Source organism: Pseudaquabacterium terrae, from assembly GCF_013266755.1.
Taxonomy (GTDB): Bacteria; Pseudomonadota; Gammaproteobacteria; order Burkholderiales; family Burkholderiaceae_C; genus Pseudaquabacterium; species Pseudaquabacterium terrae.
This window is the reverse complement of the sequence record NZ_JABRWJ010000020.1, coordinates 36,231-53,870: the sequence shown is the minus strand read 5'-3', so window position 1 is coordinate 53,870 and position 17,640 is coordinate 36,231. Positions and strand designations below refer to the sequence as shown.

Below are 17,640 nucleotides of genomic sequence, written 5' to 3'. Positions count from 1 at the left end.
GCTCGAATGGCCGCGAAACAGGCCAGTTGAGGTCGCTCCGGCGGCACCGACGGGCTGTATGACCTTGCCAACCGGCGTAGCGATGGTGGAACGCGCTTTCATCGGCGGTAATTCAACGGCCTGCTAGGCTGCGGGATCATGCGGAATCCTTTCGGCGATAGGTCGCGTATGTGGGGGCTCCACCTATAGTTGACCTCCCATACATCAAGGGCCCAGCCCTCATCAAATGCAGCAGATCACCTGCGACGCCTGTGGCCAGCCGACCCAAGCCTATGACGTCGTCAACTACGGCTCCATCGAGACCGGGTACAGGAAACTCTGTGGCGGGTGCTTCAACGCCGATGTGGCCGAGCGAGCCGGGCTCGACGACTTCAAGCACGTCCGCTTCGAGCCGATCGAGATGAGCGACGCAAGTGGGCGTGCTCACGAGTTCCACTTTCGCGCCCGCTTGTTCGGTTCCGGCGTCGCCTTGGATGCCTTCGAGCTCCGCGACGGTCACCCGGCCGGGTACCAATTCCAAGGCATCGGCGAGCCCGAAGGGGACCTGCTCGTGCTGCTCGGGAGATTGATCGAGAAGATGCGGCGGTCGCTCGCCGTCCAGCACCTGGAGGACAGCGACCTGGGCCTGCAGGTGAGCGATCGCCAAGTCGTGCGCGGAAAGATCGAGTGCGACCTGGACGATGAAGACCGCATGCCGCTGGTCGTCATCGATGGCCGAGAGGTTTCCTGGGCCGAGCTTGGCCGCATGGTCATGACCTTCGAGGGCTCGCAGTTCAAGCTGGAATTCCGCGACATGAGTGACGAACTATGAGGGCGCTCGTTGCTGGTCGCTCCTGCCCCCGAGACTCCATCCCGCAGTCCGCCCGGGCGAGACGCGCCCGGCGAGCGCAGCAGGGCTCGCCGCTTGCCTCAGCGCGATGACTGCCGTTTTCGAGCCTGAGCGGGACGAAGTCGTCCTGGTGCTGGCCGCCGCGCTCAGCGACAGCGTGCTGCGCCGGGTCAGCAACTCCACCGTCTTCGTCCGCGGCGAGACCTGCGCCGCTTCCGGTGCGGTCGAAGTGGCGTCGGAAGAACTGGGCACCACGCCGACGATTCGAGCCATCGTCGTCGGCTCCGAGCCGTACCGCACAGAGGTGTGGATCCACGAAGGCGTGCCTGGTGGCGATTGCACCTGCGCTCATGCACAGGATGGCTCGTTCTGCAAACACCAGGTGGCCCTCGCGCTGGTCTGGCGAGAGCGGCTGATCGGCGCGGTCTCGAGCATCGACGAGGAGGGCGGCCAGAAGGGCCACGCCGGCGTCAGGCATGCCCAGACCGAGCTCGAACGGCGCGAGACGTTGAAGGACTTCCTGCATGGCCGCAGCGCCGCAGTGCTCGCTGATCGGCTGCTCGATCTGGCCGACCGCGATGACGCCATCAGCCGAGAGCTCCACCAGTGGCGCAAGCTGACCGAAGAGCCCCACGACATTGCCGACCTCAAGGCGCTGGTCACGGACATCATGTCTTCCGGGACGGACTACATCACGTGGAGGGAAGGGTACGGCTATACACGCCGCGCTGAAGCCGTCCTGCCCCTGCTGGCGCAGACCCGGGAGCGCGATCCGACCATGGCGTTCGTGATCAGCCTGCACGCGATGCGCCGCGGCTGGGCAGTGCTGATGCAGGCGGACGACTCCGACGGCGACATCGGCGGCTTGATCAAGGCGATCGGCGCCGAATGGGTGACAGCGCTCGAGCAAGCCGGACCGCAGCCCGCGGCGTTCGGCGACACGTACCTGCAGTTGGTGCTGGAGGACCCCTTCGGCTGCTTCGACAGTGCCCGCGCTGAGGCCGCCATGGGCGCCGCGGCGCTCGGACGGTACCGCAGTGCAATCGCCGCAAGATGGCGGGCAGCGAAGGACGCGGTGCTGGCGGCCAGGGCCGAGCACGCGGCTCAGGTTGCGAAGGCCGAGGCCAGCAGGAAGCGGGCGCCGCACTTGTCGCGCGACACCGAGCGCGACGTTCGCCTGTGGACGCTAGAGAGGCTCCACCTGCAGCAGTTGGAGGCGGCGGGCGACATAGACGGCGCGCTCGCGGTGATGCGCGAGGACATGTCCGAGCAGGGCAGCTACCACCAGGGCACCGCGTTCCTGGAGAAGCACGGTCGCTTGAGCGAGGCGTTCGCGAATGCGCAGCAGGGGTACGAGGCCTTCCCCGGCGACGCGGGCCTGCAGGAAGACCTGCTGCGCTGCTATGACCGCGACGGCCAGGTGCACGAGGCCTTCGTGCTGCGTCGAAAGCGCTTCGACGACGCGCCGAGCGTCGATCGGTACAACGCCGTCGTGAAAGCCGGAGCCGCTGACGGCCAAGATGCAGACGCGCTGCGCGCGGAGCTGCAGGCCGTGCTCGTGAAGCGCGAAGACCAGGCCCTCGTTCAGAACGGGACACGACCAACGCACTGGCGTCCCGGGGCGCCGCGGCGGGCCAACGCGACGTGTCGCTGCGGGCGGAGGTGCTCTTGAGCGAGGGGCGTCGACAGGAGGCGCTGGCCTTGGTGCAGCCGCCGGCGTACTGCGCCGAGGGCGTCATGGCCCGCATGGCGCGCGTGTTGGGGCCGGAGCACAACGAGCAGCGCGTCGAGCTGCTGAAGCGGGTCTTCGTCAGCGCGATGGCCGACTCCAAGAGCCCGTACCGCTCCGAGCTGAAGATGGTCGAGGAGATCGCCGGTCTGATGCCGCCGGTGGGCAGGGCCATGTGGCTCGAGCACCTGCGGACCGAGTACAGGATCAAGAGGAACTTCGTGAAGGGACTGCCTGCGCGTTGACCCCTGCCGGCGAAGTAGCGACCATGATGAGCGGCGACCTCCGTCGTTCCGGAGGTCATCAGCAGGCACGTTCCATGGACGGCCCGTCATCGAGGAGGATGATTGACGATGGGAAGAGCGAAGGACAGCAGTCTCAAGGACGAGCTCGTGGAGGTCCGCAGCAGCAGTGTTCACGGCAAGGGCGTGTTCGCGAAGCTTGCGATCCGATCCGGTGCCGTTCTCGGCGCCTATACCGGTCGCAGGTACACGTTAGATGAGGTCACGAAGGTCTCGTGGAACAACTCGCTGACCTACCTGTTCGAGCTGTCCGATGGCACCTTCATCGACGGCCAGGCGGGAGGCAACCCCACTCGGCACTTGAACCATGCATGCGAACCGAACTGCGAGGCCTATGAGGCCCGGGCTGCAGATGGCGGACTCACGGTCAAGTTCCGAACGACCCGGTCGATCCGCGCCGGCGAGGAGCTCTTCCTGGACTATTGCCTGAGCATCGACGAGCAGGATGACTCGCAGGACTATCCGTGCCACTGCGGAGGGCGCAGTTGCCGCGGGACCATGGTGGGGCAGGCCGAGTGAGCGCTCGCGAAGTCATCAGCCGGCCTCTCGCCAGAAGCCGCGCGACTGTGCGACGACGCGTACCGTCATCGATCCTTTCACGAGCAGGAACGCGTGCGTAATTCCAAGAGAGGCGCCACGCGGCCCGAGGGGAGCGTGCGTGGCGCCAAAGTCCGGCCGGGAGGGAGGGAGGAAAGAGGTTGGCCGGAAGTGCGAGTCTACGGCCGAAGAGTTCAGGACGCGTCATCCACAAGTTAGGGGATGACCGCCCTCCCACTCCGACCCGCTTACCGATCATGGCTCATCTCGGCACGGAGGTCTGAAAGCTCTCTTGCGAGGATGGATGCAGACGGCGGCACGCGCGCGAGGCCAGCCGCACCGAAGCGCCGCGCCTGTTCCTCATGGCCCAGCTGCCACGCGATGCGCGCGTGCGTGAGCAGGTGCGCCGGATGCAAGCTGCTCGCGTCGACGGCGTTGAGCAGGCGCTCGAATGCCGCGGGATAGGAGCCGTGTCGTTCGAAGAAGGGCCGTGCCTGGCGTTCCCATTGCTCGATCATCCGGCCGACAGTTGCTTCGGCCTCCGTGTCCGTCGTCCCATAGGCCCAGCCGCTGGACAGCCCCTCTGGATTTGGTTCTATCCGCGCCCGGAAGGCGCATTGGGCCTCGGTGATCCGTTGGGCCCGCGGTCGGCAGAAACGCCAGGTGCGCTCCCAGGTTCAGGTAGCAGCAGGCGCCACCCGCGCTGCTCTGGACGTTGAAGACGTGAACTACCACGCCATCGACGCGGCGTAGCGTCGGACTGCTGCCGCGGAACGCCTCGGCGCGCAGGATCGGCAGGAGGCGCTTGCTGAGCAGTGCGAAGAAGGCCGTACGGTTCATGGGCGCTGATTCTGTGCCTTCTCATGTTGGGATGAATCCGACCGTCCACGGGTAGCCGGCCCATGTCGCTGCTCATCGAGCAGTGACCTCGTTCCGTGTGCCACCGCACCTTTGGGTGACACCCTTCGGGGTGATGGTCCGGACAGGCCGATCGGGGCACATTGGCTGCTCGGAGGCCAGGGCAGTGGCAGTCGTTGGCGCGTCGCCGGCGAGCCGGATGCTGCTGGGGTGAGGGGGAGGGGCCTCGGCGCGATCGTCTCGGCCTCCACCCAACGCAATGCGTCGATCGGCGGAGCGCGACCGCGCGACGCCCAACCCTTGGTTCCTGCGTTCGTGGGGTATCAGGCAGTCGAGCGCATGCACCTGCGAAGCCAGTCGATATAGTGCGGCGCTTCGAGCGCAAAGCAGGGAGGAAGACGATGCGCCGCTTCGAATTGGTGGAAGGCTCGTCGAGCAAGTTCTGGGAGATCGAGCTCGATGGCGTGGACGTGACGGTGCGTTTCGGGCGCATCGGCACGCAGGGCCAGACGAAGACCAAGTCCTTCGGCTCCGATGCGGCTGCCCGCACGGAGCACGACAAGCTCGTCAAGGAGAAGACCGGCAAGGGCTACGCGGAGGTGGTGCCCGCGCCAGGCGCGAAGCTCGCAGCCGTGAGCGCGCCGGCGGAGGACGCCGACGCGAGCACGCCGGTTTCGGCCTCGGTGGCGCGGCCGTCCCCGGCTCGCACGCCGCCTGCCGCCGCTGCCGGGCCGGCCGCGGTTCCCGCCTCCCCAGCCACTGCAAAGCCGGCATCTGCCGCCATCGAGTTGCCGACCGGCGGCTTCCAGTGGACAAGCGAGCTGCGCGCCGAGTTGCCGGTGGTCCGTGGCATCCGGCTGCCCATGATGTCCAGCGACGGCCGCCCGTCGATCGATCAGCAGCTCGTCGTGCAGCAGGACGGCCACGGCTTCAGGACGCAGCAGTTTGCCGAGCTCACCAAACTCGCCGGCCGCACCTGGCAGCGCTGGAGCCCGTCGGACTGGGTCGAGCGGCAGCATCGCACGGAGCTCGCCACGACCGACGCCGAAGCATGGCTCGAACTCTGCGTGCAGGCCCTGGCAGCCCAGGCCGAGCCGTCTGCCGCCATGGGTGCGCAGTACCACACCCACTACTACGCCCAGCACTGGCCGCTCGCCTGGGTTACCGCCGCAGGGCTGGCGCTGCACGGCTTGCCGTTCATGGTGGAGCGGGCGCTCGACCTGTGCCGCGTCACGCACGACCATCAGATCTTCGGCGTCGCCATCACCTCGATGCTCGCACCGCTGCGCGATGCCATCGCCGGTGCCGACGATGCGACGCACGAGGCCGTCATTGCGCTGCTCGACGAACAAGCCGGCGCCACACCACCAGAGCGCCTCGTGCGCGCGTACCTCGCCCCGCACCGCGCCGACTGGGCGGTCGCCGCCGGTGCCGATCGCCACGATGCGCGGAACCTGCTGCTGACCTGCGTGCAGCCGGTCGACGTGGCGCTGGACGCGCTGAAGGGCGTCTACCCGTACATGTCGTACGTCAAGCCGGCGCTGCTGCTGCAGGTGCACCTGCACGGCGATGCGGCGTTCCCGGTCCTTGCGCACATGATCCGTAGTGCGCAAGACCGCGACAGCGCGGAGCAGTTCGTTGCGCTTGCGTTGCGGCTGCAGGTGCCGGCGCTGATCGACCTGCTGGCCGAGCTGATCGAGCGCAAGGAAGTGCGCGCCGCGCTCGACCGGCTGTCCGAGCGCTACCCAGCCGCCGTGCTGAAGACGGTGATCGAGCGCGCGTTCGCCACGCGCTCGCGCCTCGCCGAAGGCTGGGCGGTGCGGCTCGCGCTGCGCGAGCCCGCGGCGTGCGCCGCCGCGCTGCTGGCCCTGCCCGATGGCGATCGCGAGCGCTTCGAGGCGCTGCTGGGCGCGCTGCAAACGGCCGAGGCGCCGCCCGACAGCCTGCCGCAGCTGCTGCGCGAGCCGCCGTGGCTGCGCAAGGCTCGCGCGACCGAACTGCCGACGCTGGCGCCGACGCTGCGGCCCTCGGCAGAGCGGCTGGTGTGGACCGATGCAGAGTGCACCGGCCACGCGGGGTACACGCTGCCACCCTGGCGCGCCCATCAGGTCCGGTCGGCAGGCCTCACGACCGAGGACTACGTGCTCAAGGGGCTGCTCATCGGCGAAGCCGCGCGATCACGCGTGCTGGCCGGCGAGGCGCTGCGCGATGGCGACGTCGTCGTGGCGCAGCGGTACTCGTCCTACAGCTGCTCGCCCGAGCTGCTGCTGATGCTGCCGGCTCCCGTGGGCTTGGCGATCTGGAACAGCTATCCGGCCGCGCAATGGAACACCTGGGGCGAGGTCGAGGCCCAGGTGCGCGCCATCGTCGCCACCTTCCGTGAAGCGGCACTGCCCGGCCTCGCCAATTTCGCGCAGGCGCACCCTGAACACGGGCTGCGCATCGCGCTCGCGGCCGACAGCACGCGCTTCGTGCCCGGCGTGCTGCATGCGCTGCGCAACCTGAAGAAGGCCAAGCCGCTGGCGATCGACTGGCTGCGCGCGCATCCACGCACCGCGTTGGCGTCCGCGCTCCCGCTGGCTTTCGGCAGCGATCGCACGCAGCGCGACAACGCGCAGGCCGGCGTGCGCTGGCTTGCTGCCAACGGCTTCGAGGCCGAGGCGCGCGCCGCCGCCGCGGAGCATGGCGAGCCGATGCAGCAAGCGCTGCAGGCCCTGCTCGACGCCGATCCACTGCTGGTGCTTCCGTCGCGTTTGCCGAAGCTGCCGAACTTCTTTGTCGCCGCATCGTTTCGCCGTCCGTTGTTGCGCGAGGGCGGCGCCGCACTCGGCACGACGGCGATCGAGCACATCGGCACGATGCTCGCGATCAGCAAGCTCGAGGCGCCCTACGCCGGGCTTGAGATCGTGCGCGCGGCCTGCACGCCGGCGTCGCTGGCCGAATTCGCGTGGGACGTGTTCGAGGCGTGGCAGAGCGCAGGCGCGCCGAGCAAGGACGCCTGGGCGTTCCACGCGCTCGGCCTGCTCGGCGACGACGAGACCGCACGCCGTCTGGCGCCGCGCATCCGCGACTGGCCCGGTGAGTCGCAACACCAGCGTGCGGTGACCGGGCTCGATCTGCTGGCGACGATCGGCAGCGACGTCGCGCTGATGCATTTGAACGGCATTGCCGGCAAGGTCAAGTTCAAGGCACTGCAGGAGCGCGCCAAGGAAAAGATCGCCGCGGTGGCCGAGGCCCGCGGCTTCACCGCCGCCGAGCTGGCTGACCGCCTGGTACCCGACCTCGGCCTCGACGACGACGGCACGCTGCGGCTGGACTTCGGCCCGCGCGCGTTCACCGTCGCCTTCGACGAGGCCCTCAAGCCCTTCGTGCGTGACGCCCAGGGCGTGCGGCTGAAGGACCTGCCCAAGCCGCTGAAGTCCGACGACACCGCGCTGGCCGAGGCTGCCACCGAACGCTTCAAGCAGATCAAGAAGGACGCCAAGGCCGTCGCCAGCCTGCAGGTGGTGCGGCTGGAGATGGCGATGGTCGAGCGCCGCCGCTGGCCGGCGGCGGACTTCCGGCTCTTCTTCCTCGAGCATCCGCTGATGCGGCACCTGGCCGCGCGCCTGGTCTGGGGCGTTTACGACGCCGACAATACGCTGGACACCGCCTTCCGCGTCGCCGAGGATTTCACGCTCGCCGATGCCGACGACACGGCATATGCGCTGCCCGACGACGCCCGCGTCGGCATCGCGCACGTGCTGGAGATGCCGGCGCCGCTGCAGGCCGCCTTCGGCCAGGTCTTCGCCGACTACGAGATCCTGCAGCCCTTCCGCCAGCTCGGCCGCGAGACCTACCAGCTCAGCAACGAGGAGCGCCTGGCCCATCACATCACGCGTTATGCGGGCAAGGTGGTATCGACCGGCAGCGTGATGGGCCTCGTCAACCGCGGCTGGGAGCGCGGCCAGGCGCAGGACGCCGGCTGGGTCGGCTGGTTCAGCAAGCCGGTCGGCGACGGGCTGGAGGTGCAGCTCGAGCTCGACCCCGGTACGGTCGTCGGCGACCCGACCCACGAGCCGAAGCAGCGCATCCCGAACCTGACGCTTCGCCAGGCCGGTACCTGGGATGCGAGCGGGCTGGTGCGTTTCGAGCGGCTCGATCCGATCCTCGCGAGCGAGCTGCTGCGCGACGCCGACCTGCTGGCACCGCTGAAGGATTGACATGACGTCAGGACTCGACGCCGCCGTCGCTCCATTCGACGAGCCGCACGGCGGCTTCCAGTGGACCGAGGAGCTGCGCGCGACGCTGCCGGTCGTGCGCGGCATCCGCGTCATGCCGTTGCCGGATGCCGAAGCCATGGTCGACGCGCCGATCGGTCTGCCGGCCGACTTCGGCCCCTATCGCCTCGAGATCGAGCTGCTCAACGCGCAGACCGGTGGCACGTGGGCGTACTGGGGGCCGGTGCGCGGCGACGAGCTGATCCGGCGTGACCACCTCGCACGGGCCGATCGCCCGTTCTGGACCGACCTGTGCGTGCAGCTTGCGGTCGCGCGCATCGATGGGCCGAACCGCAACAACCGCTACTTCTACCGCTACGGCTTGCAGTGGGCGACCGAGGTCGGCATCCACCTGCACGGGCTGCCTTTCATGGCCGAGCTGGTGCTCGAGCTCGCGCGGCGCTGGCGCGGCAGCACGCCGTACCGCAGCGTCGTCGAGTCGATGCTGCCGCCGCTGCGAGCCGCGGTCGCCGCGGCCGGGGACGGTGCGCATGCCGAACTGCTGGCGGCGCTCGAACGCCTCGGCGAAACCACGCCACTCGACCGGCTGTTGCGCGCCCATTTATGCCCGCATCGCGAAGACTGGGCCCTCGCCAGCCTGGCCGACGGCGATGACCCGCATGGGCTGCTGGCGCACTGCGTTCTGCCACCCGCCGCTGCGCGCGAGTACCTGAACGGCAGGCCCGCGCTCTTCAGCGACGTCGAGCAGACGATGCTGCTGCAGATCCACCTGCACGGCGAGCAGGCGTTCCCGCTGCTGGCGGACCTGCTGGGCCACGCGCACGACTACCGGCAGAACCGTGAAAGCCAGGCCGCTTTCGTCGCGCGCATGCAGGTGCCGCAACTGCCCGCGCTGCTGGCCGCGTTGATGGCGCGCAAGGAAGTCCGCGCCGAGCTGGACCGGCTAGCCGAGCGCTACCCGGCGGCAGCGCTCAAGGCGGTGATCGAGCATGCGCAGGCCACCGAGTCCCGTGAGGCCGAGGGTTGGGCGGTGCGGCTCGCGCTGCGGCAGCCGGATGCGTTGGCCCAGGCGTTGCCGGCGCTGTCCGGTGCATCGCGCGAACGCTTCGAGCTGCTGCTCGCGACCTTCAAGGTCAGCGAAGCCGCTCCCGAGAAGCTGCCCGCAGTCTTGCGCGAGCCGCCGTGGCTGCGCAAGGCGCGCACGAAGCCGCTGCCAACGCTGGAGATCGCGCCGCCGGCGCATCCGGATCGGCTGACATGGGGCGAGGCCGAGCGCCTGCGCCACACGAGCTTCGTGCCGTCGAGCCGGCGCCCGAACTACGCGGCCAAGCTGAGCGACCTGGACTATGCGCTGATCGAGCTTCGCATCAAGGAAGCCGCACGCCAGCGCGTGCTCGCGGGCGAGCCGCTGCAAGCCGCCGATGCGCTCGACGACCCGCTCTACAGCTACGGCGTGTCGCTGGAGGTCGTGCTGCTGCTGCCCGATGCGGCGAGCCTCGCGGTGTGGAACAGCTATCCGGCCAGCCGATGGTCCGTCTGGCGCGACACCTCGACGGTCGTCCACGCCATCCTTGCGAAGTTCGGCGACGTCGCCTTGCCCGGTCTCGCGAATTTCGCTGCGGCCCATCCCGAAGCGGGTCTCCGCATCGCGTCGATCGCCGACAGCACGCGCATCGCGCCGATCGCGCTGCATGCGCTGCGCCACCTGAAGAAGGCCAGGCCGCTGGCCATCGACTGGCTGCGCGCCCACGCCCCGACCGCGTTGGCCGCCGCGCTGCCGCAGGCCTTCGGCAACGGCAAGGCCGCCCGCGAGGACGCGCAGCACGGGCTGCGCTGGTTCGTTGCGAGCGGCTTAGAGGCCGAGGCGCGGGCCGTCGCCGCGACGTACGGAGACGCGATGGCGCAGGCGCTGCAAGCCCTGCTCGATGCCGACCCGCTGCTGGTACTGCCGGCGCGCTTGCCGAAGCTGCCGGCCTTCTTCGTCGCGCCGGCGCTGCACCGGCACGCTGTCGGACGCTCATGATGCACGCTATGAGCCGCCGGCGGACGCGCGACTCGGCATTGCACACCCCCTCCTGCTGCCGGTCGAGCTGCGCGAGGCGTTCGGCCGGCAATTCGGCGACTACGAAATCCTCCAGCCCTTCGAGCAACTGGCGCGCGAGACCTTCACGCTCAGGCCCGATGAGGCCGCGGGTGCGCGCATCCAGCGTGTCGAGGGTCGCGAGATCGCCACGGGCGCGGCCATCGGGCTGATCGATCGCGGCTGGCTGCGAGGGTCGGCCGACGATGGGGGCGTGATTTCGACGCTCGTACTGCCCGTCGATCCCACCGGCCTGCGGGCCGTCTTGCATCTCCATCCCGGCATGCCGGTCATGCAGCTGTCGGCCACGCCGCGTCAAACCCTCGGCGAGGTCACGCTCCAGGACAGCGAATCCCGCGATGTAGGCTTCGGCCGCATCGATCCCGTCATGTGCAGCGAGCTGCTGCGCGACCTCTGCCGCCTCGCCCCCTTCGAGCCATGAACCGACCTGCCCTTGCGCAACGCCCGCCCGCCGAAGTGCTGTACGCCGACGAACTCTCGCAACTCGCGAACGTCGACAAAGGCCCCGTGCCGCCCGGCTGGCGGCTGTCGATGAAGGCGGTGCTGACATTCATCGCCGGCGGCGATGGCATCCGCCGCAAGTTCGTCTGCGCCCCCAGCTTGCTCGAGCGCGCGATGGTCACGCTGGCATCGAACCGCGCGCTGCTGCTGGTTGGGGAGCCGGGCACCGCCAAGAGCCTGCTGTCGGAGCTGCTCGCCGCGGCGATTTGCGGGAGCAGCACCTTGACGATCCAGGGCAGCGCCGCCACGACCGAGGACCAGATCAAGTACGGCTGGAACTACGCGCTGCTGCTGAACGAGGGCCCGAGCCCGCGTGCGCTGGTGGCCTCGCCGCTGCTGCGCGCGATGCGCGAGGGCCGGCTGGTGCGCTTCGAGGAGATCACGCGTTGCCCGCCCGAGGTGCAGGACGGGCTGCTGTCGATCCTGTCCGAGCGACTGCTGATGGTGCCCGAGCTCGCCGACGACAACGTGATCTTCGCCGCGCCCGGCTTCAACCTGATTGCCACCGCCAATACGCGCGACCGCGGCGTGAACGAGATGTCGGCGGCGCTGAAGCGGCGCTTCGCGTTCGAGACCGTGTTCCCGATCGCCGACTACGACGAGGAGCTCGCGCTGGTGCAGACCGAGGTGGCGCGGCTGCTGGCGCAGGACCGCGTGCCGGTGCAGCCCTCGCCCGAGGTGCTGGAGGTGCTGGTCACCGCCTTCCGCGAGCTGCGCACCGGCCTCGATCGCGACGGCCAGGCCGGCGAGCGGTTGTCGACCGCCGTCAGCACCGCCGAAGCGGTCAGCGTCGCGCACGCGGTGGCGCTGCGCGGCTACTACCTGCGCGGCGATGCCGGCCAGCCGGGCGACATCGTCGAGGCGCTGGCCGGCGCCGCCGCCAAGGACAACGCCGAGGATCTGAAGAAGATCCGCCGCTACATCGAGCAGCGTGCCGGCCGCCGCAAGGGCGAACACTGGCGCGCCTTCCACGCGGCGCGCCACCTGCTGCCCGAATGACCCGACCGAGCGGGCCTGAGTCGGCATAGTGTCCGAAGTACGCGTCATCGGCGTGCGCCACCACAGCCCGGCCTGCGCGCGGCTGGTCGAGCGCACGATCGCCACGCTGCGGCCGCAGGCGGTGCTGATCGAGGGGCCGAGCGACTTCAACCCACGCCTGGCCGAGCTGCTGCTCGATCATGAGCTGCCGCTGGCGCTGTACAGCTACGCCAACGAGGACGGCGCGCCGGCGCGCTGCTGGTTCCCGCTGCTCGACCACTCGCCCGAATGGGTCGCGCTGCGCAGCGGCCACGCCGCCGGCGCGCTGCTGCGCTTCATCGACCTGCCGCACTGGCGCTACCGCACGCTGTCCGACGACGAGCGCCGGCGCGAAGGCGCGCGGCCGGGGCGCTCGCGCTACGCCGAGGTCAGCGCCGCGCTGTGCCGGCGCTTCGCCTGCGACAGCGACGAGGCGCTGTGGGACCACCTTTTCGAGGCGGTCGACACCGCCGGCGCCACGGGTGACGAGGAGCTCGCGCGCCGGCTCGAGCTGTACTTCGCCGAGCTGCGCGGCGACGACCCGGGCACCGCGCAGGACCAGGCGCGCGAGGCGCAGATGGCGCAGTGGATCGCCTGGGCCGCGGCGCAGCATGCACGCGTGCTGGTGGTCTGCGGCGGCTGGCACAAGCCGGCGCTGGAGCGCGCCTGGCCGCTGCTGCCGCCCGGCGACGAGCCGCTCGCGCCGCAGCCTGCCGACGAGCGTGCCGCCGGCTGCTACCTGGTGCCCTTCGAGTACCGGCAGGTCGACGCGCTCGGCGGATATGCCGCCGGCATGGCCTCGCCGATGTACTACCAGTGGCTGTGGCAGCACGGCGCGGCGGCCGCGGCACGGCGGGCGGTCGCTGTGCTGGTGCGGCGGTTGCGCGTGCGCCAGGTTGCGCTGTCGACCGCCGACTTCGTCGCCTTCGAGCAGGCCGCGGCCGCGCTGGCGCGCCTGCGTGGGCATGCGGCGCCGCTGCGCATCGACCTGCTCGATGCCCTGCAGTCCACGCTGCTGAAAGAGGCGCTCGAGCTGCCGCCGCCGTGGAGCGCGCCGCGGCTGTTGACGGCCCAGCACCATCCGGTGCTGCGCGAGGCGCTGCTGGCGCTGACGGGCGAAGGCAGCGGCCGCCTGCACGGCGACACGCCGCTGCCGCAGCTGCTGCACGACGTCGCCGCGCGCTGCGCGGCTTGCGGCATCGCGCCGTCGCGCACTGCGCAGACCCTGGTGCTCGACCGGCGCCGCGCCGAGGACACGCCGCGCGCGCGCCTGCTGTGGCAGCTGCACGTGCTGGGCGTGGGCGGCGCGCGGCTCGTCGAGACCAAGGCGCCGCGGGCGGCGCGCGGTCTGGCGCCGGCGCTGCGTTTCGAGGAGCACTGGCGCCTGCAGCAGGACGAGCGCTGGTTCCCGGACCTGATCGAGGCCGCGGTGCATGGCGCGACGCTCGAGGCCGCGGCGCGGCAAAGCCTGCTGCGCAAGCTCGACGATGCCGGCGACGATCCGGCGGTGTTGACGCAAGGCCTGCTGCAGGCCGTTCGTGCCGGCCTGTCCGATCTGGGCGAGGAGGCCGCCGCGCGGCTCGCCGGCGGCCTCGCGCACTGCCACGAGCACGGCGCGCTCGCCGCCGCGGCGCAAACGCTGGCGCAGCTGTGCCAGGCCGGCTTCTGGGGCGACGATCCGCGTGGCCTGCTCGAGGCCACGCTGGTGCGCATCGCCGAGCGCCTGCTGTGGTTGCTGGAGGGTCGCGCCGGCCCCGGGAGCCCGCAGCAGATGCAAGCCGACGTGCAGGCGGTGGCGGTGTTCGACCGCCTGCTGCCGCTGGCGCTCACCGGCCTCGATGAAGACTTCGTGCTCGGCACGCTGACGCGGCTGGCGCGCAGCGCCGCCCTGCCACCCGCGCTGCGGGGCGCGGCGCTGGGTGTCGCTTACGGGCATGAGGGCTTGGCCGGCGCCGATCCGGACGCAGCGCGCGACGAGGTGCTGGCCGTCACGCGGGCGATGCCGCCACGCGACGCGCTGGGCGACTTCCTGTTCGGCCTGTTCTCGTGCGCCCGCGCGCTGGCCACCGAGTCCGACGGCGTCGTGCGCGCGGTGCACGCCGCGCTGGCGGGCATGGGCGACGAGGACTTCCTGGTCGCGCTGCCGCAGCTGCGAGCCGCGTTCGGCTGGTTCCCGCCGCGTGAGCGCGGGCTGCTCGCCGCGCTGGTGGCGCGGCTGCTCGGCCTCGACCGCACCCACGAGCGCCGGCTGCTCGCGCTGCAGGGCGGTGTCGATGCGCTGCTCGACGCGCGCCGCGTCGAGGCGCAGGCGCTCGCCTGGGCGCGCGAGATCGGGCTCGATGCCGGCTCCGGTGCCGAACCGGGGGCTGTCGAATGAAGCCACTGCCGACGCTGGACGATGCCGAGCGCTGGCGCCTGCTGCTCGGTGAAGCTGGCGCGGCGAGCCTGGGCCCCGGCGGCGCCGGCGCGCCGATGGACCGCGCGCTGGCCTGGCTCTACGGCCGCGACGACCCGCAGCCCGGCGACGGGCCCGAGGCGCGCGACACGCTCGACCGCCACGGCGGCAGCGAGGCCTCGCAGCTCAGCGTGCCCGAATGGATCAACCAGATCCACGAGCTGTTCCCGAAGGAAACCATCGAACGCCTGGAGCGCGATGCGATCGAGCGCTACGGCATCGACGAGGTGGTGACGAACCTCGAAGTCCTCGAGCGCGCCACACCGAACCCCGCGCTGCTGCAGGCCGTGCTGCGCACCAAGCACCTGATGAATCCGCAGGTGCTGGCGATGGCGCGCCAGCTGGTGGCCAAGGTCGTGCGCGAGCTGATCGAGAAGCTCGCCAAAGAGGTGCGGCGCGCCTTCAACGGCCGGCGCCAGCCGCAGCGCTTGTCGCTCACCGGCGCCGCGGCGCAGTTCGCCGCGCGCGAGACCTTGCGCCGCAACCTGCGCCACTACGACGTGCAGCGCGGCCGGCTGGTGATCGAGCGGCCGCTGTTCCACGTCAACACGCAGCGCGTGCTCGAGCCCTGGCAGGTGCTGCTGCTCGTCGACCAGAGCGGCAGCATGCTCGGCTCGGTGATCCACGCCGCGGTGACCGCCGCCTGCCTGTGGGGGCTGCCCGGCATCAAGACCCATCTGATCGCCTTCGACACCGAGGTGGTCGACCTGACGGACAACGTCACAGATCCGGTCGAGGTGCTGATGGGCGTGCAGCTCGGCGGTGGAACCTTCATCGGCAAGGCCGTCGGCTACGCCGCCGAGCGCATCGAGGTGCCGAGGCGCGCGATCATGGTGGTTATCAGCGACTTCTTCGAGGGCATGGCCGAGCACGTGCTCGTCGACCACGTGCGTGCGCTGGTGGGGCAGGGTACGCAGGTGCTGGGCCTGGCCGCACTGGACGAACGCGCCGACCCCATCTACGACCGCGCGCTGGCCGCGCGGCTGGTCGAGGCAGGCGCGCACGTGGGCGCGATGACGCCCGGGCAGCTCGCCGCGTGGCTGGCGGAGAAGCTGAAGTGAGCGTGCGCGCCGACCTGCTACACCTGTCGCCCGAAGCGCTGGCGCAGGCGACGAACGCCGGGATCGTCAAGCGCGCGCTGCGCGAGCTGGCCGCCGGCTACCGGCCGCGCCTGGCGCTCGACGCCACGGGCATGCTCGACGCCGCGTTCGAAGACAACGTGCAGTGCCGATGGCCAAGTGGCATGCCGATCCAGCAGGCGAGCTGCAGTTGCGGAGCAGCCGGCGTGTGCCGGCACCGCGTGATCGTGGCGCTCGCGTATCGCGAGCAGGCGCTGCCGGCGCCCGCTGACGAGCCAGGCGGCGGCGCGGCGACGCCGGCCGCCGCCGAACCGCCGCCACCCGAGCGGGCCGACGACGACGCGCTCGCCCGCACCATCCCGGCCAGCCTGCTCGACCTGGCAGGGCGCTTGGCCGACTCGGGCCTGAGCGTCGAGCTGCGCCGGCGCGCGAGCGGCGAGCCCTGCGACACCGCGCGCCTACCCAGCGCCACCGTGCGCTATTGGGCTGGCGCGGCGATCGAGGCCGCCCGCTGCGATTGCCTGCGTGCGGCGGCCTGCGAGCACGTCGCGCTCGGCGTCTGGGCCTTCCGCCGCGCCGCGGCCGATGCGCCGTCGGCGCCGATCGCCACGGTCCGGCTAGGCGGCGCCGGCACGCGTCACCACATCGATCGCGCGCCCTTCGACGCCCTCATCACCGCGCTGCTGCGCCATGGCGTCGCGCGCGGTGCTGTGGTACTGGCGCAGCCTTTGTCGAGCGCGCGCGCCGCCACGGGCGACGCCGCGTGGCTCGGCCTGTTGCTGGCGGACCTGGAGGCCTGGTGCGAGGCCTATTCGCAGCGCAGCGCGCTGTACGACGCGGCGCAGGGCGTGGACCTGCTGGCCGAGCTCGCGCTGCGGCTGGCGGCCGGCGCACAGCCGGGCCGCGGCGAGAGCGTGCTGGGTCTCGGCGTCGCCGGCGACACCGCGCTCGACCGCCTGCGCCTGATGTGCCTGGGCGCGCGCACGGTGCGCGACGGCGAACGTCGCCGCACGACGCTGGTGATGGCCGATGTCGACACCGGTACCCGCTTGGTGCTGCCGCACGACTGGCGCGTCCCTGCCGGCGCCCAGGCCGACGAAGCGGCGCTGCGCGCTGCCGAGCGCCTGGCGCCCGGCGTGCGGCTGGAGGCGCTGGCGCGGGGCCAGCTTCTGGCACAGCAGGCCGCTCGCCGCGCCGACGGCAGCGTGCGGCTGGCGCGCGCGCGCAGCGCCCAGAACAGCGTGCTGCCCCAGTCGGGCGACTGGGCCCAGCTCTTGGCGCCGGTGCGCTTCGAAAGCGTCGCGGCGCTCGCAGCCGAGCAGCGCGCGCATCCCAATGCCGCGCTGCTGCCGAGGCACGCGGCGCGGCGATTCGTCGTCTTCAGCGGCGCGGTGGTCGAGGAACTGGGCTACGACGCACAGGAGCAGAGCGTGCTCGCACTGCTGCGCGATGGCGCCGGCGAGCCCTTGCTGCTGGAGCGCACGCACGAGCGCCATGTGCCGCACGCGTTGGGCGCGGTGGCCGCGGCCCTGAGCGGGCGTGCTGGCCGGCTGCGCCATGTCGCCGGCTTGCTCGACTGGGATCATGGCCGCCCACGCATCGAGCCGTGGGCGATCGGCTGCGATGCCGTGGTCGTGCCGGACTTTGCCGGCGCCGCCAGCGGCGCGCTGGCCGCGCTGCCGCTGACGGCGCTGCCGCCGGAGCCTGCCGACCCCTGTGCACAGCGGCTCGCGCAACTGCGGCGGCACTTGGGTGCGCTGGTGCACCACGGCCTCAGCGGCCTGCCGCGCTCATGGCCGGCGGACAACGCGCGCATCGCGCGCGAGCTCACGGCGGCCGGGCTGCGCGAGCTGGGCGGGCGGGTGCAAGCGCTGGGGGAAGGTTTGTCCGGTGCGGCTGGAGATGCCGATGCGCCAGCCGCGGCGCATGCGCTTGCGGCGCTGGTGGCGCTGCGTCAGTTGCACGAAGACGCTGCAACGCTTGCCGGGGTGTCGGATGCTGCGTGATCAGTG

At 71.1% G+C, this 17,640-nt stretch carries 12 protein-coding genes and 1 pseudogene; 11 read left to right on the top strand and 2 right to left on the bottom strand.

The window, feature by feature from the left end:
• Positions 1–226 precede the first annotated feature (226 nt).
• The 4 genes from HLB44_RS35190 (at position 227) to HLB44_RS35175 (ending at position 3,379) form a co-directional block, all read left to right on the top strand.
• Positions 227–811 (top strand): DUF7686 domain-containing protein, encoded by a 585-nt coding sequence (locus HLB44_RS35190; RefSeq protein WP_173135108.1) that lies wholly within the window; start codon positions 227–229, stop codon positions 809–811.
• Positions 812–917: 106 nt separating this feature from the next.
• Complete coding sequence (locus HLB44_RS35185) at positions 918–2,501, top strand: SWIM zinc finger family protein (RefSeq protein WP_173135105.1); 1,584 nt, start codon at positions 918–920, stop codon at positions 2,499–2,501.
• Positions 2,498–2,803: a hypothetical protein gene (locus HLB44_RS35180; protein ID WP_173135102.1), complete on the top strand. Its 306-nt coding sequence runs from the start codon at positions 2,498–2,500 to the stop codon at positions 2,801–2,803. The genes HLB44_RS35185 and HLB44_RS35180 overlap by 4 nt, the downstream gene beginning before the upstream one ends.
• 108 nt (positions 2,804–2,911) lie before the next feature.
• Positions 2,912–3,379 (top strand): SET domain-containing protein, encoded by a 468-nt coding sequence (locus tag HLB44_RS35175; protein WP_173135100.1) that lies wholly within the window; start codon positions 2,912–2,914, stop codon positions 3,377–3,379.
• 266 nt (positions 3,380–3,645) lie between these two features.
• Here HLB44_RS35175 and HLB44_RS37665 read toward each other — a convergent pair whose 3' ends face one another.
• Complete coding sequence (locus HLB44_RS37665) at positions 3,646–3,915, bottom strand: hypothetical protein (RefSeq protein WP_246312655.1); 270 nt, start codon at positions 3,913–3,915, stop codon at positions 3,646–3,648.
• Positions 3,916–4,048: 133 nt separating this feature from the next.
• Positions 4,049–4,237 (bottom strand): annotated as a pseudogene (locus tag HLB44_RS38440) (DUF4304 domain-containing protein); the annotation flags it as partial.
• A gap of 419 nt (positions 4,238–4,656) precedes the next feature.
• Here HLB44_RS38440 and HLB44_RS35165 point away from each other — a divergent pair.
• From HLB44_RS35165 to HLB44_RS35135, 7 genes are read left to right on the top strand one after another with little or no spacing between them, the layout of a single operon-like run.
• Positions 4,657–8,457, top strand: a complete 3,801-nt coding sequence (locus tag HLB44_RS35165) for a DUF4132 domain-containing protein (protein WP_173135094.1) — start codon at positions 4,657–4,659, stop codon at positions 8,455–8,457.
• A 1-nt stretch (position 8,458) separates the two neighbouring features.
• The gene (locus HLB44_RS35160; protein ID WP_173135091.1) at positions 8,459–10,498 is read left to right on the top strand and encodes a hypothetical protein; all 2,040 of its coding nucleotides are present in this window, start codon (positions 8,459–8,461) and stop codon (positions 10,496–10,498) included.
• Positions 10,401–10,997 carry a DUF4132 domain-containing protein gene (locus HLB44_RS35155; RefSeq protein WP_173135088.1) on the top strand — a complete coding sequence of 199 codons (597 nt, stop codon included), beginning with the start codon at positions 10,401–10,403 and terminating at the stop codon, positions 10,995–10,997. The genes HLB44_RS35160 and HLB44_RS35155 overlap by 98 nt, the downstream gene beginning before the upstream one ends.
• Positions 10,994–12,076, top strand: coding sequence for an ATP-binding protein (locus HLB44_RS35150; RefSeq protein WP_173135085.1), 1,083 nt, complete (start codon positions 10,994–10,996; stop codon positions 12,074–12,076). The genes HLB44_RS35155 and HLB44_RS35150 overlap by 4 nt, the downstream gene beginning before the upstream one ends.
• A gap of 28 nt (positions 12,077–12,104) precedes the next feature.
• The gene (locus HLB44_RS35145; protein ID WP_173135082.1) at positions 12,105–14,471 is read left to right on the top strand and encodes a DUF5682 family protein; all 2,367 of its coding nucleotides are present in this window, start codon (positions 12,105–12,107) and stop codon (positions 14,469–14,471) included.
• On the top strand, positions 14,468–15,610 hold the full coding sequence (locus HLB44_RS35140) for a VWA domain-containing protein (protein ID WP_173135079.1): 1,143 nt from the start codon (positions 14,468–14,470) through the stop codon (positions 15,608–15,610). Before HLB44_RS35145 ends, HLB44_RS35140 begins: the two co-directional genes overlap by 4 nt.
• A complete protein-coding gene (locus HLB44_RS35135; protein ID WP_173135076.1) occupies positions 15,607–17,634 on the top strand; it encodes a hypothetical protein in 2,028 nt (675 codons plus the stop codon). Before HLB44_RS35140 ends, HLB44_RS35135 begins: the two co-directional genes overlap by 4 nt.
• The last annotated feature ends 6 nt before the right edge of the window (positions 17,635–17,640 follow it).

What these genes read in the sequence shown, in the direction of transcription:
- HLB44_RS37665 (WP_246312655.1), bottom strand. Translation starts at nt 3,915, where the DNA reads ATGATCGAGCAATGGGAACGCCAGGCACGGCCCTTCTTCGAACGACAC.
- HLB44_RS35190 (WP_173135108.1), top strand. Translation starts at nt 227, where the DNA reads ATGCAGCAGATCACCTGCGACGCCTGTGGCCAGCCGACCCAAGCCTAT.
- HLB44_RS35185 (WP_173135105.1), top strand. Translation starts at nt 918, where the DNA reads ATGACTGCCGTTTTCGAGCCTGAGCGGGACGAAGTCGTCCTGGTGCTG.
- HLB44_RS35150 (WP_173135085.1), top strand. Translation starts at nt 10,994, where the DNA reads ATGAACCGACCTGCCCTTGCGCAACGCCCGCCCGCCGAAGTGCTGTAC.
- HLB44_RS35165 (WP_173135094.1), top strand. Translation starts at nt 4,657, where the DNA reads ATGCGCCGCTTCGAATTGGTGGAAGGCTCGTCGAGCAAGTTCTGGGAG.
- HLB44_RS35140 (WP_173135079.1), top strand. Translation starts at nt 14,468, where the DNA reads ATGAAGCCACTGCCGACGCTGGACGATGCCGAGCGCTGGCGCCTGCTG.
- HLB44_RS35175 (WP_173135100.1), top strand. Translation starts at nt 2,912, where the DNA reads ATGGGAAGAGCGAAGGACAGCAGTCTCAAGGACGAGCTCGTGGAGGTC.
- HLB44_RS35160 (WP_173135091.1), top strand. Translation starts at nt 8,459, where the DNA reads ATGACGTCAGGACTCGACGCCGCCGTCGCTCCATTCGACGAGCCGCAC.
- HLB44_RS35155 (WP_173135088.1), top strand. Translation starts at nt 10,401, where the DNA reads ATGCCGACCCGCTGCTGGTACTGCCGGCGCGCTTGCCGAAGCTGCCGG.